The following is a 17,496-nucleotide window of genomic DNA, read 5'->3' on the forward strand; positions in this document are numbered from 1 at the left end:
TAATCCGTTGAGAATCTGCGCGTTTGAACATCTTTCGTCTGACACCTGCCGAGCCTTCAGCCGCCGAGCGTCTGCACAGCGAGGCCCGCGACTGGTTGATCTTGCTGACCTCGGGCCGCGCCACCGTCGCCGACGCCCGCGCACTACGCCAATGGTGCGCACAGAGCCCGGAGCACGCCCGCGCGTTCGAAGACGCCAAGCGCTTGTGGCATCAACTGCAACCGGCGGCGGAGCAATTGCAGGCACCCCGGCGCTTCGGTCGCCGCGCCTTTCTCGGCGGCGCGATTGCCGCATCGGCGGCGTTCCTGCTGGTGCGCGGGACGATTCCCGGTGGCTTCGAAGGACTCGGCGCCGATTACATTACCGAGGTCGGCCAGCAGCGGCGATTCGAGCCAGCCGATGGCGTAAGCCTGGAGCTCAACACGCAAACCCGCATCAACCAGCGCGCCGGCGATGACGGTGTGCAGGGCTTTGAGCTGGTCAGCGGCGAAGTCGAAGTGCAGACCGCGCGGTTGCCACTGGCGATGCAGGCCGGGGGCGGGTGGTTGCGGGCGAGTCAGGCGCGGTTCAATTTGCGCAACACCGACCAGCAGGTGTGCGTGACCTGCCTTGATGGTTCGGTGGACGTCAACGTTGATGGCCGCAGCCTGCGTTTGCAGCCGGGGGAGCAACTGACCTACGACGCGCAGCAGATTGGCACGGTGCAAAGCGTCGACACCGCAGCGGTGATGAACTGGCGGCAGCAGGTGCTGGTGTTTAATGGCGCGACGCTGAGTCAGATGATCGATGAGATCAACCGCTACCGCCCCGGCATGTTGCTGCTACTCAACCGTGATCTCGGCCAGCGCCGCGTCCAGGCACGCTTCAGCCTCGATCAACTCGCCGGCGTTGCACTGCTGATCCGCGATGCCTACGGCGTCAAATGCACCGAATTGCCGGGCGGCGTGGTCGTCCTCAGCTAACCCCAACACCACCATCCCCTGTGGGAGCTGGCGTGCCAGCGATGACGACCCGACAGCTGACCAATCTCTCCCACACTGCATACGATCCAATTGTAGGAGTGAGCCTGCTCGCGATGACGGCCTCACAGTCAACCAATCCCCAACTGACTGCCACCAATCCCAATGTAGGAGCTGCCGAAGGCTCCTACAGGGATATCCAATGTGCAGGGATATATGTCAGTCCAACGGCCCCATCACCTGCCGATACTTCTCCAGCCCCTGCGCCGTCTCCCGCGTCAACCGAACCTCCAACCCCAACGGATCCTCCCGCCGATTACCACTCAACTGCCGCCACCCCTTATCCACCTCCCAAACCCGCACCTGCACATCACTCACATCCTTCAACACCGCCACCCCAGTCCCCGGCGCCGGCAACGGATACCGACTGCTCGCCGCCGCCACCGCGCGATACAACGTGTCTCCCTTGACCCACCAACGCACCCGCTGCAACGCCCCAGGCTGATCCGCCGCACTGCGAATGATATCCAGCCGAAACCCCTTGCTGTCACTGCTCCGCACGGTCAACGCAGGCGGCGCACTCGGCGGTTCATCATCCACGCCAACCTTCTTCGGCTCAGTCAATTCAATCCCCGCGCGCATATCCACATCACGCTGCAACTGATTCAGCGCCCGCAACAAACTGTCGCTCTGTTCACTGCTCGCCTGCAAATGACTGTCCGCCCGCGTCACACTGTCCAACCCGCGCCAGGCAATCAAACTGACCACCGCCATCAGCAGAATCGCGACCATCACCTCGATCAGGGTAAAGCCCCGTTGATCGTTCATTGCACACTGATCCTTCCACTGGCATCGCGCAGTACACTGAGGCGATTGAGCCCATCAGACAGGGTTAATTGCAGCGGCGGGTTGATCCACTCGGCGTTGAGCACGACTTTCTGCTTCGGCTCCACCCGCACCTCCAGCTTCGGACTTTGCCAGGGACGCGGCCGCAACTGCGGATCATCCTTGAAATGCTCGAAACCGCGACCGCTGTCACTGCGCCGACTGAACCGAAACCCCTTGCCATCGCTCAGCCACACAATCGGCCGGCCATCGGCGCGGGCCTCCGCCTGCGCCACCTGCAGCAACTGCGCCACCCGCTCGGCGTCCTTGCGCAGCAATTGCAGCGGATCCGGCTTGATACTCAGGCTGATCGCCGCACTGGCGATCCCGATGATCACCAACACCACCATCAACTCGATCAGCGTAAAGCCCTGTTGCTTGACCACGTTCATCGGTTGCGCGCTCCTTTGCGTCCAGCCTCGTCCCAAAAAAACATCCTGCACGGCCAACATGTAAGACGTGTGAAATAAAACCGTGAGAATTGCCGCGTAGCCTGTCAGCAGGGACTAAAAGGAGATTCAGCCCATGATGCTCACCACCCGCATTTCCCCCCCGCAAACCGTCCAGGCCCTCGCGCTGCTCGCCGCCCTGGTGGGCGTGGCGACCTGGTCGTCGCTGCTCCTGACCTCCGCCGAATCCCACACCCCACCAGCACCCCCACAAATGCTCGCGGCGCGCAGTGATAGTCCGGCGTTGCAGTGGTTTTCCAATCAGACGGCACCAGTGGACATCAAGGTGAGCGGGGTGATGGCGGGGAGTCGCGGGGCGGTGGCGATTTTGAGTTTGAACGATGGGCCGCCGAGGAGTTTTTTGCAGGGGGAAAGGGTGGGGCCGGGGGTGAAGTTGGTGGCGGTGGAGGGGGATGGGGTGGTGATTGAGCAGGGGGGGGAGAGGGTGAGGTTGGAGGTGGAGAGGTTGGGGGAGGGGGTGGAGATGCCGAAGCTGACTCGGCCCTGATTTGTGGGATAGAAGTTAGGTTGTTTTTGTCGTTTAGATGGATGTCGGTTCAAGTATCTGATCAAAAGCAGAAAGCTGGCAGGCAAAGAATATTCTTGTCTGCTTTGGCCAAAACCGGACGCTCAGACAATATTAGTCCGTAGGCACTCGACTGGCTATGTGGCATACGATATCTGCTCCGTAACGATTAAAACGAGAGTGCGAGGCTGTTTAAAATGGAATTCCTATATCAAATGAGAAATCACCTTCGTAATGAAATACACTAGCCATGGCGGTTGCTATTTCTTTTTTAAATTGATTGTCTTGGTTTAATTTGGCAGTCATATCAAGATCTATATCATCCGCATCAATATCTATTGACAATGCTTCTTGCTTTTCGCTCCAGCTTAAAGAGAGATCTGAAACCATAGGGAATTTACGAGTGTGGCGGTAAAGGGCCATCCGTAAGGCGGGTTTAGCTAAAGTATTAAATTCTGGTAACAATGATTGTGTTTTTGACCAGTCTTTGTAAGCGTCGCGATAGAATTTGTCATAGCTATCCTTAATGAATTCGCAATTACTCGCGTGTAGCTTGGAGTATTGCTGTAGCACATCAGGAAAAGCACTTGCAGTGATAAATTTAATTCTGGCTACCTCCTCTTTTTGGTTCAATATGTATCGACAAAGGTAGTCCTCAGAGTCCACCGATTCCGCTGAGATATCATCATCTTGGAATAAAATCCTAACCAGTTCGCTGTCAATTATTGAAGCCAGATTAAATTGATAGATTCGTTTCTTGTTTTTCTGGCGCTCTTTCAGAATGCTCATCTCATAAGACTGGGCTTTCATTAGTGATGTAATTGAGGCGAATATATTTTTGTCGTTTTGAGGGGAGGAGTTTGCTTTGCTCATTTCTTGGAAAGCGAATACATCTACATTGGGCGCAGAAAATAGCATCGGACATTCTTTTGACAGTTTTTCATGATAAGAAGGAGACCATGTCATTTTTGACATGTAGTGATTTATAGCGGGGTGATTAGTCCAGCCTTTGAAAGGGCGCCAATTATAGTTAGGGTCTTTATCGTCCACCGAGCGAGATAGAAGCGCCCATGAATTAGCTTCATTTTTTTTGCAGCTTATAATTATTACAGTATAAATGCTTAAGTCTTTTAGGTTTGTAACTTTATAGGCTAGCAGGTCAATCTCCCTTACCGTTCCCTCAAGGTCGTCAATGTAACAGCGGTTGCTAATTAGGTGCCATCCGTTTTTTCGCAAAATTTTTCCGATTTCATACTCCAGTTTGAAACCAGTCTTCGAAATTGATTGAGCAAGCTTCACCAAGTCAATAGCCATATCGCTCCTTTTGAATCATGGTTAAATAGTATCAAAAAACGCTATCAATTTATCAATTGGAAATAGCCTTGACGTAATTTTTCTTAATGACTGGAATAAACCGTATTATAACGTCGTGAAATTTGCATATGTTTCGTAAGTGTTCGTGCATTAGTTTTAATTCATATTGAGCCATCAATGGTATTTCAGTTTTAACCGGAGTCGTTGCGTGCTGATCGCATAGGAGCCATAGGCAAACAACATAGTCTTTGCCATGTAGGTCCGCTATATCAGGTTTTATGTAGTCTAAGTATTCTGTTTTTTTTGTGCTGGCAGATAAGCTTATATGATTTCTGATCTCTTCAAGGAAAGATTGATCGTTAATGAAAGCATGGCAATAGAATTGGGCTTGTGAAAATAAATAGTTTGTAGAGGAGGCGTTTTTGTATGGTTTGCAATGAATAATCCTAATCTTACTATCATTCGTGAGATCTAGGATGTCACAAAATTCTTTGTCCTTGCGACCAGAACCGATTTGAAGTTTTGCCTGGTCAAACAAAACGCATGAGGGGCGTATTTCGCAGATTGTTTTGTTAAAGATGCTCTCTCTATTCTGCATTTTTACATCGTCGCTGATATCGATCCCCCTATAAATTTCCTCGCAAGCTTCTTCGTGGAGAATGATTTTAGTGAAGTTGGTTATTTCGCTGTAGAAGTCGCTGTCTACCTCCAGCCATTTTCCATCGCTTAATACAAAATATTTATCCCCTAGGGCTTGCTCAAAAGATAGGCAGTTATATAGCGGCCATTTCTTATAGCCAAGAACTTGATTCTCTTCATATGAGTAAGCATAAACATGTTTAGATTTAAGCTTCGCGGAAGTTATTTTTTCCGCGGGTATATGTTCGAATATTTGGCGAGTTTCTAAATAAGCATAGGTTGTATCGCCGGATTTTTTGTTGTTTGAATAGGCGAATCCATAATCTGAGTCAATTAGTACTTCTGGTATTCCAAGGCTAATGTTGCTCGTATTTTTCAAGCGAAGTTGATTGACTAGATACTCATCTAGAGCGTTTCTTTCTAGCTCCGTTGCCTCGTCAAAATGCTTGTAGTTTGGAAATAGCCTGGTGTACTCCTTGCTTGCATAAGCCACTAAAAAATCTTCACAGTGGTCGATCAATACCTGCCAGCTAAGTTTTTCTTTTCCAATGATTTTTATTGTTAAGTTGTTTCGGCCTTGAAGGGTTATATTTTTGTGGTCTTTCATGTGAGCTGAAATATAACGCAGGTCTTCCGCCTCGCTAAGGCCAAAAGCGAAAGAGTCAGCTGGCTTATTTACCTGTCTGTCAATATGCGTTGGTGTTATTGCGTGGCTCTCACTTTTTGTCTGGCGTATTTCTTCGTTGCCACACATATTCATAGCTGTTTTTATTCCAAAGTCCGGCTCAAAAGCATCGCGATCAAGATAGCTTACGGCACTTCGTCCAAAGGTTGCAGCAAACACTCTGTCATTGACGGTTAAAAATAAAATCCCATTTGGATTCTTACTTTTTGAACTGAAGCGTGGCGCTTCCTCCAAAGGGAGTTTTTCATTGATAAAGTTTAGCCATGGCGGATTTGATTTTATGGTTGTGGTTTCAAAGTATATAAAATTACAATCTGTTTTATTGATTGTAAATTTAAATTCACTTGCGGAAAAATTATTTAAGGCGTCTTTTTTTTGATCAAATATGGAGTCGACTTTTCTATCTTCTCGTGCGAGAAAAAATGATATTTGTGCGATTTCAACTCCTTGGTCGGTCATAGCTTTCCCTTGAATTAGTCACGCATCATTCAATAGCTAAGCAGCATTAGTGCTTATGTCAATAAATTACCCATGGCTTTATGGACAAATCGAAAATTTTCTGGGCAGGGAACTGACTCCTAGTTCCAGCGTGCGCTTCTGGCCTAAACCCCCCGCTGGAACTGATCGAGCATCCGAAAGGCAATCTGCGGTGAGCGATGTCTAGAAGGGTGGCGTGGTTGTTGAGTATTTCGCTAGGGATAAGGCAGGGGAAAGGGGGCGGATCGATTTAGAGATACGTGATGGAAATGAAGTCTCGATAAACACCAACGTTTAAAAAGACATCTCCAAACACTCTCCCAGGCTACACATCCTTGCGCCTTTGCCTACAGCTACGCCAGAATCCGCCGGCTTGTGCGCTTTTGGGTCGGATTCTATTGTGGTCCGGTCGCTGACGAATCAGCGATCGGGTTTGGTAGCCCGGCTTAGACTTGGCGCATAGCGTCACCCGATACAGGCCCTTTTGGGGCTGTGTATTTATGGTGGCCATGCGCAGGGCGTCTTCGGGCGCGCCGGTTTTCCAAGTCACCGGTCTACCAACCTTCGTATGGCCACCACCCCTTCGTTTGGTAGCGAAAGATGATGGCTCCTTTTCTATGATTTGGAGATTCACTCATGATCAAACCAACACCCAACCCACCCGAAACCGAATCGGTTTCTCCCTACGAATCCATCGACTCAAAAAAACTCCACGAAGCCGCCGACCGCGCCCTGGACCATTACCTCTGTCCGCCCGGTTCCACGCCGCCGCCACGTAAAAAACGCGGAATGTATGCCGTGACTGCGGACAACAAAAACGAAGAACTGTTGGCCGATGCCAGCGAGACACTCGCTTCAGCCAAAACCATTGCCCAGAACGTCGCCAGTCTTTTGCCGGCGTCGCAGCGCCGGGCGTTGTTGGGGATTGCGCAGTTGATCATGCTCGGAGAGTTGGCGGTGAATCGTGCGCTGGATAATCTGGAGTTGCAGGGGTGATGCGTAGCAGGGCTGACAGTTGTGGCCATGGCACATGCGCTGTTTCTGTTGCCTGATACTCCGCTATCGCCAGTAGGCTGACTCCCACAGGGTTTTGGGTTGGTCTCGGATATTGTGTTCGGCGCTTAAACCTGTGGGAGCGGTCGGCTACTGGCCTGCGCCGTTTTGATGCGTTATTGAGGCGCTTCAGGACATTCACTTGTCCATCGCGTCACCGTCATGTCATTGAACTGTTCGCCAATGGTATCGACGCGCAGGCAAGCTGCTTTCTTCGAGTAGTACAAGATGCAACGCGAGCTATCAAACGAGCAGGTATCCAGTTCGAAGAACTTGCGTGCAGCCAGCTCTTTCTCCACGCCACTGTACTCATAGCCATCAGTGGTATGCATCCGTGTCGGCTTCCAGCCTTGTTTGATTAGCTTGGACCTGGCCGCAACCAGACGCTCACCGACGACGATGCCTGCTGGCCCGTGTTTGTCGTTTGGCGCCTGTGAGTCATCGGCAAACGCGGCGCTGATACCCGTGCAATAAAGTGCGGCAAGTACGAGGGTAGAAGCCTTCATTTGACGGTTCCTCCAGCCGATTTGTAGCTCGATAAAAACTAGTCATGACAATCGAGTATCCGAGCGGATCCGCCCGTTTGCCGTTAATTCGCGAAGCTTTTCCTGCCATGCTGCGCGATCGGTCTTGGGGGTTATCGGATCGACAACGAGATACTGCCTGTCACACGCTTCGATTTGGCCGAGCCAATAGGTTTGGCCTGCGTGCCCCGTGTCGAGGCGTTTCAAGAAGTAGCCGAGTTGTTGCCATCTCGAGACTAGGCGAAAAATGGTGCTGCGCCGCTTCGATGTAAGCTCATGCCAGTCTTGATCGAGTTTGGGCATCAATCCGGTGCACCATAAGTGCCATGGTACTTTTTCCAGTTGCGCAATCACCACCGCAAATACATTCTCCGAAGGATATCAAGCGCCTCGAACAGCTCGGGTAGTTGATCATAGCGAAGCAGGCGTGTTGCAGCCTGACGCACGGTCACATAGGTCGAGCGCAGCGCAGGTGTATGCCATCGCTCTGGCAACTCTTAGCTCGCGCTATGCGGTGTTTGCGACATTACTCTTCGTACAGTGCCTAGAGGTTGGGGACTCCGAAAGGGCGTCAGCTCATCTGACAACCTCGGCCATTTTCTTTTCGTCTATTGAGCAGCAGCGGTCAGTCGATCATGCCTTCACTTCAACGTGACACAGCGCTTGATTCACGGCGAGCTTCACGACCATGACTTTTTTGATCATGACAAACGAGCGGCTATCGAGTATGGTTTTGTAGTGGCTAGGAGCCATTATTTAGGCGGTTACTTAAGTGTAATCAATAAATCTTCTGGAGTTTGAGGTCGGAAATGGGGCGCGTTAAAACAAGGACGAGTGATCTTAGATCAACATTACCAGAGTTCTTCTATAAATATTCACCGATTGAATCGATATCCCCTATTTTGGAAAGCTCAAGTATAAAGGTTGCCGATCCGACGGGGTTCAACGACCCATTTGACTGCAATTTTCCGTTGCTTGATCTTAATAAGATTAATGTTTTGAAAATGCTCAAGTTGGAGTTCGGCAAAAGCTTGGGTCTTTCAAATAACTCACAATTCAATCAAGAGATGAATCGGCTTCGTCCCCGATTGAACGAAATGACAGAAGAAGTTATTCGGCTGACTAGTGAGATGGCGCGTGAGTGGGATGTTTTGCTCTCGAGATTCAGGGTGTTATCGCTCACTACTAAGCCAGATAATATTTTGATGTGGTCTCACTACGCAAATTACCATAAAGGTGCAGTACTAAAATTTAAGTCGAAAGCGCCCGCATTTAAAAGTGCACTAAAAGTTAAGTATGGCGGTGGTGAGAAGTTGATGTCTATGTTCTTGACGGCTGCAACCACCGATCTCGCTCGATCTATTAGTCAAGGCAGGCCTGAGTCTGAGGTCGATAAGTTAGCCGCGCAGATGTCGACCAAGAACTTAGAGCTACTGTTTAGGTATTTGCTCATCAAACGAGACGAATGGGCGTACGAGCAGGAGTATCGCGTGATCCTGAGTGTAGATAGTCCTGAAGTAACCCAAAAGCCTGAATGTAATCTAGACACTGTGTCTTTTGCGGCAGAGGATTTGAGCGAAATTATCTTTGGTGTCAATACTCCTGCCAAAGAGATGCAAAACGTCGAGAACTTGGTCCAACTTCGCTTCCCAGATGTGAGAATAACAAGGGCGCAGAAACGTGGCCTCGATTTATTTTTTACCGATGGGGCTCAAGCTTAAGTGGGTTCATCCCACCATCTCACGGTACTTTGGCTTGAGATAATGGGGTAGGGTGTATAGGCCATATACTGGGAAAAATAAATTTTCCTTAGATTGGTCGTGAAATCAGGAAGGTGGAATGCCTGACGGCAGAGCAGCGGTGGTAGATCATCGATTACTGCTAGTGCCGGTTGGGAGTTGATACAGATCTGGATATTCGTGCTGAAGTCGAGATGTTCCGGAAAAAGATTTTTCAGCTCAGGGGGGATCTGTTTTATGACAATAAATTCGCTACTGTTTTTTGCGGTCAACAGTATGTCCTTGAAATCGGATTGCGAAATAACTGTTGTTTTGCCCGGTAAGAGGGTAACTCCTAAAATGATGATTTTTTATGATGCTGTACTGATGCAGCTATGGCAAAAATTTTGACTCAACTAAGGAAATAAAAATGACTCAAGAAGCAAAGGATGCACTACATCTCATTTATATGATTCTGGCGATTTCTCCTATCGTCTGCATCATTTTTTTATGTGCTTGCGCAAGTGGAATTTCAGCTGACAAGCGTGCCACCTTTTATAACTTTTCTTACCACCTCGATCCGCGCCGAGGACTCGCATCTCAATGGCCATTACGCTTTTGGTTAACCACGATCTTCGTGTATTTCCTAGCAGCAGGTTACGTATGTTGGGCTCCCTATACGCTATCCTTTACACCGGCAGGATTCGATACATTTATCGATATCAGCAAGTTTCCCCTCGCGTTGCTGTCGTTGACGATTCCCGTCGGCGTTTTTATCAGCAGATTGCACAGTACTCAGCAAACAGCGGCGCAGATAGAGGCAACAGACATGAAAAATCGGCTGGACGCGTTCCACGCACAGCGAAAGGGTATAGTTGAATACATAGCGTCGCTTGGGACGATTAAATTAGCACATAACGTGTCGCTGCAGATACAAATAAACCAAGCATTCCATTCAGTAGTTTTCTGCAATTCCACACACGAAACAGGTGCCCTCGAGGCAGATGAGCAGGTGCTGAAGTATGTCGTGAGGCAGGTGAATTTAATAATGGATGAATTATCTCTATTGATGCCTGATTTCAAAGCATTGAAAGGCCGTATCTCTAGGGCTCCTGAATCAAATCAAAGTGGGGTCTACTTTAAAATATCTAAATTGCTAAATGATCTTTGTGTAAAATTGAATGTTTTGGATTATGTAGTAGCTCCGCAAATCAAAAAGACTCCATTCACGGCGATACTGCCAGGAGGCGAGCAAGAACGACATGTCCGACTTGCAGGTAGCTATTACGAGTTGATCGCAATTCTGAACTACTGTATTACGATAAGCTACTATGCAATGGTTTCTGAAAGTCGAAGCAAGGCTGCTATAAATACTCGACTGCAGATAGAAGGTCTCAAGAAAGAACTCAATACTTTGGGGCGTGATACAACGCTTAAAGTTGATCAGTTTAAGAATCTTTCAGCCAGTGAGGTGATTTATCCCGCGCCGCTGACCGTAGCAGTAAGTCAGCCTGCGTAGTTTTTTTGTTCTTCAGAGTCAGGTGCACTGCAGACATACAACGATGTCCGAGAAAGTTTCTATGCATTCCACTTGGCTATCGAAAACGATTGCTTCCGGCAGATATCATTCGCTGGAAATGATTGCACGGCTACTGGAGCGAAAATGACTGACAGCGGGCTTGTAGTGAAGGCGATATCTCTGAATGCCAGTCGTTAAAAGCGTTCGGCAGCAGGAGTCATATGGGTTAATAGGGTCACGCACTACACCTCCACCGAATCCCTACTGGCCAATGCCTGCGAATCCATGGCTTCGGCCAGTGTGATGCTCAGTGATTTCGCCGGGCTGCTTGATACGCCTTATCGCCATACGGTGTTGGGCATTGCGCAGGTGGTGATGCTGGGGGAGTTGGCGGTGAATCAGGCGCTGGATAATCTGGAGTTGCCGGGTTAGCGCCGGCATTGGTTTTTGGGGGCGCTTGCGGCCCATCGGGGATGAATCCCCTCGCCACAGGTTTAGGGGCGTCAGAGCGTAAGTAGATTTACCTGTAGGAGCTGCCGAAGGCTCGGGCCGCGATCGGAGGATCTTTTGATTTTGACTTTTAGAAGCAAGATCAAAAGATCGCAGCCTTCGGCAGCTCCTACAGGGGGCGGTTTAGTAGCGTTTCCAGGCGGGCCAGGGGCGGGGCGTCTTGGTTGCGGTTGAAGACCTGGATGCCGACTTTAAGTAATCGGCCGTTTTCGGCTGTTGCGATGACTTGTTCGCAGCGCAATAGCAGGCGTCCTTGGTCACAGTCCTGGGCCTTTAGTCCTATCGGTAATCGAGCTTCCAGTTGTAACTCCGCCATCCGACTCTGCGCCGCAATCATCGCCACCGACCGATCCCTTAAAACCCCGCTGCTCTGCGTCATCAACCCCGCCACGCGCACAGCCGCCGACATCGCCACGGCAATGATCGCCAGCGCCACCAGCACTTCAATCAGGGTGAATCCGCTTTCTCGGGAATGCGTCGGCATAACAGGCCCAAAACCAAAACACAGCCCTCGACCCTAACCCGCGTCCTTGACGGCTTGAAGACGAAAACTCCCGAGGATTTTCAACATCCCTGACATATCTTCTTGCAACACTGCGCGTCGAATCGAATCAAGCCAAGGGAATGTCGAGATGGAGATCGCACCGTTCAAACCGCTGAATCAGCCGCCGCGTGTGCCCCGTGGGCAGCAGGGTTTTACCCTGATCGAGATCATGGTGGTGGTGGTGATTCTCGGGATTCTTGCCGCGATGGTGGTGCCCAAGGTGCTCGACCGGCCGGATCAGGCGCGGGCCACGGCGGCGAAGCAGGACATTGGCGGTTTGATGCAGGCGCTGAAGCTGTATCGCCTCGATCACGGCACTTATCCGAGCATGACTCAGGGTCTGAAAGTGTTGGTGGAGCGTCCGGCGGATGCGAAGAACAGCAACTGGCGTTCGTACCTGGAACGCCTGCCGAATGATCCGTGGGGGCGGCCTTATCAGTACCTCAACCCTGGCGCCAACGGCGAGATCGATATCTTTTCCCTCGGTGCCGACGGTCAGCCTGACGGCGACGGCGTGAATGCCGACATCGGTTCCTGGCAGTTGTAAGGCCGGTGATGAACAACCAATCGAACCAGCAGGGCATGGCGATCATCAGTGCGCTGTTGATCGCCGCTGTGGTCGCGGTGATTGCGGCGGGGATGTTGACCCGGCAGAGCGTTTCGACCCGGGCGCTGGAGGCGGATCAGCAGCGGGTGCAAGGGCGGTGGTTGGTGCACGGTGGGCTGGAGATCAGCCGGCAATTGCTCTGGGATGCGCGGCAGCGTGATCCGTTGACCCGGCTCGATCAGCCGTGGGCGCAGCGCTTGAATGCGCAAGGTTTCGAGGGGCGGCTGGAAGACGAACAGGGCAAGTTCAACCTGCGCAATCTGGTGGCCAACGAGCGCGTCGATGAGGCGCAGGTGCAGGCGTTTCAGCGGCTGTGCGAGTTGATCGGTATCAGCGGTGGTTTGAGTCAGCGCATCAGTCAGCGGGTGATCGGCTCTTATCCGTACTTGTTGAACCCGCAGATTGCCGAAAACACCGCCAGCAAAAACAGCTTCGACAGCGGCCGCGCCACTTCGCCGAATGCGTCGCGCAAACCACAGACTCCAAAGTTGCCGATGCTGCGCAGTGTCGATGATCTGCGCAGCGTTGAAGGCGTCAACGATGCTGTCATTGGCAAATTGGCGCCGTACCTGACGGTGATTCCGGCCACCACTTGGCTCAACGGCAACACCGCCACGGCGCCAGTGTTGGCCGCGTATGTGCCGGGGCTATCGCTGGAGCGGGCGCAGGCCTTGATCAATGAGCGCGACGCCGGGCGCTGGTTCATCAATCGGGGCGATTTCGTTAACCGTTTGCGCATGCCGAACCTGGAGCTGACCAGCGTCAAGGTCGGCATCACCAGTGACTGGTTTCGCCTGCGCGGGGAGGCGCGGCGCGAGCAGCGTCGGGTCAGCCTCGACGCGTTGTTGCATCGCAGCGAGGATCGCTTGCCGCAAGTGATCTGGTCGCGGGTGGGCGTATGAGTCAGTTGCGTATAGGACTGCCGCCGCTGGAGCAACTGGACGCGGACAGTGTCTTGCATTGTGTGTGGATGGATCGTCAGGGCCAGGTCAGCCGTGAACAGCAGCTCAGCCTGAAGCAGTTAGCGCAACAGCCGAAGCAGCCGCCGTTGAGCGGTTTTCTGCATCCGTCGGACAGTCTGCTGGCGAGCATCGAGCTGCCACCGTTACCGGCGAACAAGACCGCCGCAGCGGTGCAATGCGCGGCGCAGGCCTTGATGCTCGGCGACAGCAACGACATGCACATCGCCCACAGTCCGCGGGATGCGGCGGGGCGGGTGCAGATCGCCTGGGCGCCGCGGCAACCGTTGCTGCAACTGGGGCAGATGCTCAAGCAGGCCGGCCTGAACCTGCGCGGTCTGTACCCGGCGGCGTATAGCTTGCCGGTGCTGCCGGGCACGGTGGCATGTCGGCAGGACGGTCATCTGTTGCTGCGCGAAAGCGTGCAGGCGGCGCAGGTGCAGCCTCTGTTTGACGAGGACATCGGCGATGGCCTGCTGGCGTGCGGCACGCCGTTGCACTGGATAGGCGCGGCACCGCCACCGGGCGCCGAACTGCCGATGGCCGAGGTGCAGCGCTGGACTGGCCCGTTGCCCGGCTGGGGCCTGCAGGGCGCGGTGCAACAGCAGGGTACTGAGCATCGCGGCTGGGGCCGGGCGCTGGGGCTTTGCGCATTGGCGGTGGCGGTGTGGGTGATCGGCTTGAACCTGTATGCCGCCCGCGAGGCCAGTCAGGGCCAGCAGCTCAAGGCGCAGATGAGTCAGCGGGTGAAGCAGGCCTTTCCCGAGTTGCCGGTGATCCTCAATCCGTTGCAACAGGCCCGTCAGCAACTGGCGGCGCGGCAGAAGGGCGCGGCGCAGGACCCGACGCAGGCGTTCAGTCGCCTGGTGTTGCAGGCCGGCAGCGGCATGCCGTTCATGGCCGGCACTGTCGAGCGCCTGACGTTTGTCGACGGCACGTTGCAATTGACGCTGCTGGCCGACGCCCGGCGCAGCGGCAATGACCAGGACTGGCAAGGCACGTTGGCCCAGGCCGGGATCAGTGCGACGGCCAATGATGACGGTTGGCTGCTGCAGCCGAGCGATGAAATCACCCCCACCAGCGACAGCGCTGACGACAGCGGAGCAGAAGATGAATAAGGCGACGCTGCTGGTGTATCGCGCGCGTTGGCAGCGTTTCAGCGCGCAGCTTCAAGTGCGCTGGCAAGCGTTGGCGCTGCGCGAAAAACGCATGCTCGGCGGCATGGCAGTGGTGTTGCTGTCGCTGTTGGTGTGGCTCGCACTGATTCAGCCGCCGCTGAAAAAAATCACCTATTGGCAAGCCGAAACCCCGAAGTTGCGCGCGCAGACCGAAGCGCTCGAAGTGCTGTTGCGCGAGGTCAGCGTGCGCCCGGACGGGCAAAGCGTCGAGCAGTCGCTGCAGCAGACCCTGCAGGCCCGCGGCCTCACCGGGCACTACCAATTGCAAGCCGGGGAGGCTGGCGCGTGGCAGTTGCGTTTCGACGCGGCGCCGGCCGACGCGGTGCTCGACTGGCTGTTGAGCACGCCGGCACAACTTTCTCTGCAAGTGGTCGAGGCCCGTTTGCAACGCGCAGACACCGCTTCGACCGAGGTCACTGCCGGCACATTGTCAGGCACCGTTCGCATGGATCAGGCGCTGGGCGCTAAGGAAGCTTCATGAAGGGGTCAGGATCCAAACCGGCGCGCATGGCGTTGCCGATGCTGCTGATGGCATTGAGCGCGTGCAGCAACACCACGCCGCCGCCCAATCAGCCGCCGTTGCTGGTCGACAGCGAACTCGGCCGGCCACTGGCCAATACCCAGCGCAGCGGCGACGCGCTGCTGGATCGTCAACGCGCACAGGCCCAGGCGGCGCCTCCACCCCGGCAGTTGCACAACATCACCGAGCGCGCGCGCAGTGGCGGCGCCCCGCGTGGCACCCCATTGCCGAGCAATCCGCTGGGCGATCAACCGGTGACGCTGAACTTCGTGGATGCCGATATTCAAGCGGTGGTGCGTGCGTTGTCGCGTTCCACCGGCCAGCAATTTCTGGTCGACCCTCGGGTCAAGGGCAGCCTGACGCTGGTTTCGGAAGGTCAGGTGCCGGCGCGCCAAGCCTATGACATGTTGCTGGCGGCGTTGCGCATGCAGGGCTTCAGCGTGGTGGATGTTGGCGGTGTCGCTCAGGTGGTGCCGGAGGCCGATGCGAAACTGCTCGGCGGGCCGATCTACAGCCCGGACAAACCCGCCGGCAACGGCATGCTCACCCGCACGTTCCGCCTGCAATACGAGAACGCGGTGAACCTGATTCCGGTGCTGCGGCCGATCGTGTCGCCGAACAACCCGATCAATGCTTACCCGGGCAACAACACCATCGTCGTCACCGATTACGCCGAGAACCTGACCCGCGTCGCCCAGTTGATCCAGACTATCGACACCCCGAGCGCCATCGACACCGACGTGGTGCAGATCCAGAACGGCATCGCCGCCGACATCGCGCCGATGGTCGCGGATCTGCTCGACGCGCCGGGCAACGACCCGACGCAGAAAATCGCGGTGATCGGCGACCCGCGCTCCAACACCATCATCATCCGCGCCGGCAGCCCCGAGCGCACGGAACTGGCGCGCAACCTGATCTACAAACTCGACAACGCGCAGAGCAATCCGAGCAACCTGCACGTGGTGTACCTGCGCAACGCCCAGGCCGCGAAACTGGCGCAGGCCTTGCGCGGTTTGCTCACCGGCGAGAGCGACAGTGGCACCAGCGACAGTGCGCGCTCGGTGCTCAGCGTCATGGGTGGCAGTGGCAACAACAATGGCGGTTCGAGTGCGCAGAGCGGCACGCCCACCAGTGGCAACACCTCGACCACGTCGAGCACCGGCAGTACCGGCGGCAGTTACGCGCAAGGCAGCAGTTCGACCAGCAGCGCCGGTAATCAGGCCAGTGAACAGAACGTTGCGTTCAGCGCTGGCGGGGTGACGATTCAGGCCGATGCGACCACCAACACCTTGCTGATTTCTGCCCCGGACCCGCTGTATCGCAACCTGCGCGAGGTGATCGATCTGCTCGACCAGCGCCGTGCGCAAGTGGTGATCGAAAGCCTGATCGTCGAAGTCGGCGAAGACGATGCCAGTGAATTCGGCGTGCAATGGCAGACCGGCAATCTGGGCGGCAACGGCGTGATCGGCGGCGCCAATCTGGGCGGCTCGGGGCTCAACACCAATGGCAAGACCAGCATCGACGTGCTGCCCAAAGGCCTGAACCTCGGCTACGTGAACGGCACCGTCGACATCCCCGGTATCGGCAAGATTCTCGACCTCAAAGTGTTGGCCCGGGCGCTGAAGAGCAAGGGTGGCACCAACGTGTTGTCGACGCCGAACCTGCTGACCCTGGACAACGAAGCGGCGAGCATTTTTGTCGGCCAGACCATTCCGTTTGTCAGCGGCAGCTACGTCACTGGCGGCGGGGGCACCAGCAACAACCCGTTCCAGACCGTGACCCGCGAAGAGGTGGGCTTGAAGCTCAATGTGCGGCCGCAGATTTCCGAGGGCGGTACGGTCAAGCTCGACATCTATCAGGAGGTCAGCAGCATCGACGAACGCGCTTCGGCCAGCGCGACGTCGGCGGGCATCGTCACCAACAAGCGCGCGATCGACACCAGCATCCTGCTTGATGACGGCCAGATCATGGTTCTCGGCGGTTTGCTGCAGGACGGTTACAGCCAGAGCAATGAAGCGGTGCCATGGCTGGGGACGCTGCCGGGGATCGGCGCGCTGTTTCGCAACGAACGCCGGGCGATCACCAAGACCAACCTGATGGTGTTCCTGCGCCCGTACATCATCCGCGACAGCGACGCGGGGCGCAGCATCACCCTCAACCGCTACGACTTCATGCGCCGCGCCCAGGGCGGCCTGCAACCGGAACGCAGCTGGGCGATGCCGGACATGCAGGCGCCGCAGTTGCCGACGGCGGCGCAGGGGGTTCCGGCGGTGGTGCCGAGCTCGGGACCGAGAGCGACCATCAAAGCGGTGCCGATTGAAGGGAGCACACGCTTTTGAACAGCATGATGACTGTGGCAAGGGACAACACCGGACCTGTAGGAGCTGCCGCAGGCTGCGATCTTTTGATCTTTAAAAGCAAAAGATCGCA

Annotated in this window: 17 protein-coding genes and 1 pseudogene; 11 read left to right on the forward strand and 7 right to left on the reverse strand. The window is 54.5% G+C overall.

Annotated elements, in window-relative coordinates:
• Positions 1 to 23 precede the first annotated feature (23 nt).
• Positions 24 to 962 carry a FecR family protein gene (locus KKQ10_RS01055; protein WP_215499779.1) on the forward strand — a complete coding sequence of 313 codons (939 nt, stop codon included), beginning with the start codon at positions 24 to 26 and terminating at the stop codon, positions 960 to 962.
• Positions 963 to 1,178: 216 nt separating this feature from the next.
• Here the strand turns inward: KKQ10_RS01055 and KKQ10_RS01060 are convergent, their stop codons facing one another.
• Positions 1,179 to 1,787, reverse strand: coding sequence for a type II secretion system protein GspJ (locus tag KKQ10_RS01060; protein WP_215499781.1), 609 nt, complete (start codon positions 1,785 to 1,787; stop codon positions 1,179 to 1,181).
• Positions 1,784 to 2,236, reverse strand: a complete 453-nt coding sequence (gspH, locus tag KKQ10_RS01065) for a type II secretion system minor pseudopilin GspH (protein WP_215499783.1) — start codon at positions 2,234 to 2,236, stop codon at positions 1,784 to 1,786. The genes KKQ10_RS01060 and gspH overlap by 4 nt, the downstream gene beginning before the upstream one ends.
• Before the next feature lie 133 nt (positions 2,237 to 2,369).
• Here gspH and KKQ10_RS01070 point away from each other — a divergent pair, with 133 nt between their 5' ends.
• A complete protein-coding gene (locus KKQ10_RS01070) occupies positions 2,370 to 2,801 on the forward strand; it encodes a type II secretion system protein N (RefSeq protein ID WP_215499785.1) in 432 nt (143 codons plus the stop codon).
• A gap of 210 nt (positions 2,802 to 3,011) precedes the next feature.
• Here the strand turns inward: KKQ10_RS01070 and KKQ10_RS01075 are convergent, their stop codons facing one another.
• Positions 3,012 to 4,133 carry a hypothetical protein gene (locus KKQ10_RS01075; protein WP_215499787.1) on the reverse strand — a complete coding sequence of 374 codons (1,122 nt, stop codon included), beginning with the start codon at positions 4,131 to 4,133 and terminating at the stop codon, positions 3,012 to 3,014.
• 52 nt (positions 4,134 to 4,185) lie between these two features.
• Positions 4,186 to 5,916, reverse strand: a complete 1,731-nt coding sequence (locus KKQ10_RS01080; RefSeq protein ID WP_215499789.1) for a DUF6119 family protein — start codon at positions 5,914 to 5,916, stop codon at positions 4,186 to 4,188.
• Positions 5,917 to 6,570: 654 nt separating this feature from the next.
• Between KKQ10_RS01080 and KKQ10_RS01085 the strand changes: the two genes are divergently transcribed.
• On the forward strand, positions 6,571 to 6,930 hold the full coding sequence (locus KKQ10_RS01085; protein WP_127652238.1) for a DUF6124 family protein: 360 nt from the start codon (positions 6,571 to 6,573) through the stop codon (positions 6,928 to 6,930).
• Positions 6,931 to 7,103: 173 nt separating this feature from the next.
• On the opposite strand, the gene KKQ10_RS01090 is transcribed toward KKQ10_RS01085, so the two are convergent.
• Together KKQ10_RS01090 and KKQ10_RS01095 are read right to left on the reverse strand one after the other, a co-directional pair.
• Positions 7,104 to 7,493, reverse strand: a complete 390-nt coding sequence (locus tag KKQ10_RS01090) for a hypothetical protein (protein ID WP_215499791.1) — start codon at positions 7,491 to 7,493, stop codon at positions 7,104 to 7,106.
• 42 nt (positions 7,494 to 7,535) lie between these two features.
• Positions 7,536 to 7,814, reverse strand: a complete 279-nt coding sequence (locus KKQ10_RS01095) for a hypothetical protein (protein ID WP_215499793.1) — start codon at positions 7,812 to 7,814, stop codon at positions 7,536 to 7,538.
• A gap of 506 nt (positions 7,815 to 8,320) precedes the next feature.
• Between KKQ10_RS01095 and KKQ10_RS01100 the strand changes: the two genes are divergently transcribed.
• The 3 genes and pseudogenes from KKQ10_RS01100 to KKQ10_RS01110 form a co-directional block, all read left to right on the forward strand.
• A complete protein-coding gene (locus KKQ10_RS01100) occupies positions 8,321 to 9,232 on the forward strand; it encodes a DUF2971 domain-containing protein (protein WP_215499795.1) in 912 nt (303 codons plus the stop codon).
• A gap of 427 nt (positions 9,233 to 9,659) precedes the next feature.
• Entirely contained in the window at positions 9,660 to 10,748 is a 1,089-nt protein-coding gene (locus tag KKQ10_RS01105; RefSeq protein WP_215499797.1) for a hypothetical protein, read from the forward strand.
• A gap of 246 nt (positions 10,749 to 10,994) precedes the next feature.
• A pseudogene (locus tag KKQ10_RS01110) lies at positions 10,995 to 11,180 on the forward strand (DUF6124 family protein); the annotation flags it as partial.
• A 187-nt stretch (positions 11,181 to 11,367) separates the two neighbouring features.
• On the opposite strand, the gene gspI reads toward KKQ10_RS01110, so the two are convergent.
• Positions 11,368 to 11,742: a type II secretion system minor pseudopilin GspI gene (gene gspI, locus KKQ10_RS01115; protein WP_215499799.1), complete on the reverse strand. Its 375-nt coding sequence runs from the start codon at positions 11,740 to 11,742 to the stop codon at positions 11,368 to 11,370.
• 148 nt (positions 11,743 to 11,890) lie between these two features.
• On the opposite strand from gspI, the gene gspG reads away from it, so the two are divergent.
• The 5 genes from gspG to gspD are packed head-to-tail and all read left to right on the forward strand — an operon-like array spanning position 11,891 to position 17,405.
• The gene (gene gspG / locus KKQ10_RS01120) at positions 11,891 to 12,349 is read left to right on the forward strand and encodes a type II secretion system major pseudopilin GspG (protein WP_127652232.1); all 459 of its coding nucleotides are present in this window, start codon (positions 11,891 to 11,893) and stop codon (positions 12,347 to 12,349) included.
• 8 nt (positions 12,350 to 12,357) lie between these two features.
• A complete protein-coding gene (gspK, locus tag KKQ10_RS01125) occupies positions 12,358 to 13,311 on the forward strand; it encodes a type II secretion system minor pseudopilin GspK (RefSeq protein WP_127652231.1) in 954 nt (317 codons plus the stop codon).
• Positions 13,308 to 14,486, forward strand: coding sequence for a type II secretion system protein GspL (gspL, locus tag KKQ10_RS01130; RefSeq protein ID WP_215499802.1), 1,179 nt, complete (start codon positions 13,308 to 13,310; stop codon positions 14,484 to 14,486). The genes gspK and gspL overlap by 4 nt, the downstream gene beginning before the upstream one ends.
• Positions 14,479 to 15,027 carry a type II secretion system protein GspM gene (gspM, locus tag KKQ10_RS01135; RefSeq protein WP_215499803.1) on the forward strand — a complete coding sequence of 183 codons (549 nt, stop codon included), beginning with the start codon at positions 14,479 to 14,481 and terminating at the stop codon, positions 15,025 to 15,027. Before gspL ends, gspM begins: the two co-directional genes overlap by 8 nt.
• On the forward strand, positions 15,024 to 17,405 hold the full coding sequence (gene gspD / locus KKQ10_RS01140) for a type II secretion system secretin GspD (RefSeq protein WP_215499805.1): 2,382 nt from the start codon (positions 15,024 to 15,026) through the stop codon (positions 17,403 to 17,405). Before gspM ends, gspD begins: the two co-directional genes overlap by 4 nt.
• Positions 17,406 to 17,496 lie beyond the last annotated feature (91 nt).

The organism is Pseudomonas sp. MG-9 (assembly GCF_018729515.1).
Classification (GTDB): Bacteria; Pseudomonadota; Gammaproteobacteria; order Pseudomonadales; family Pseudomonadaceae; genus Aquipseudomonas; species Aquipseudomonas serboccidentalis.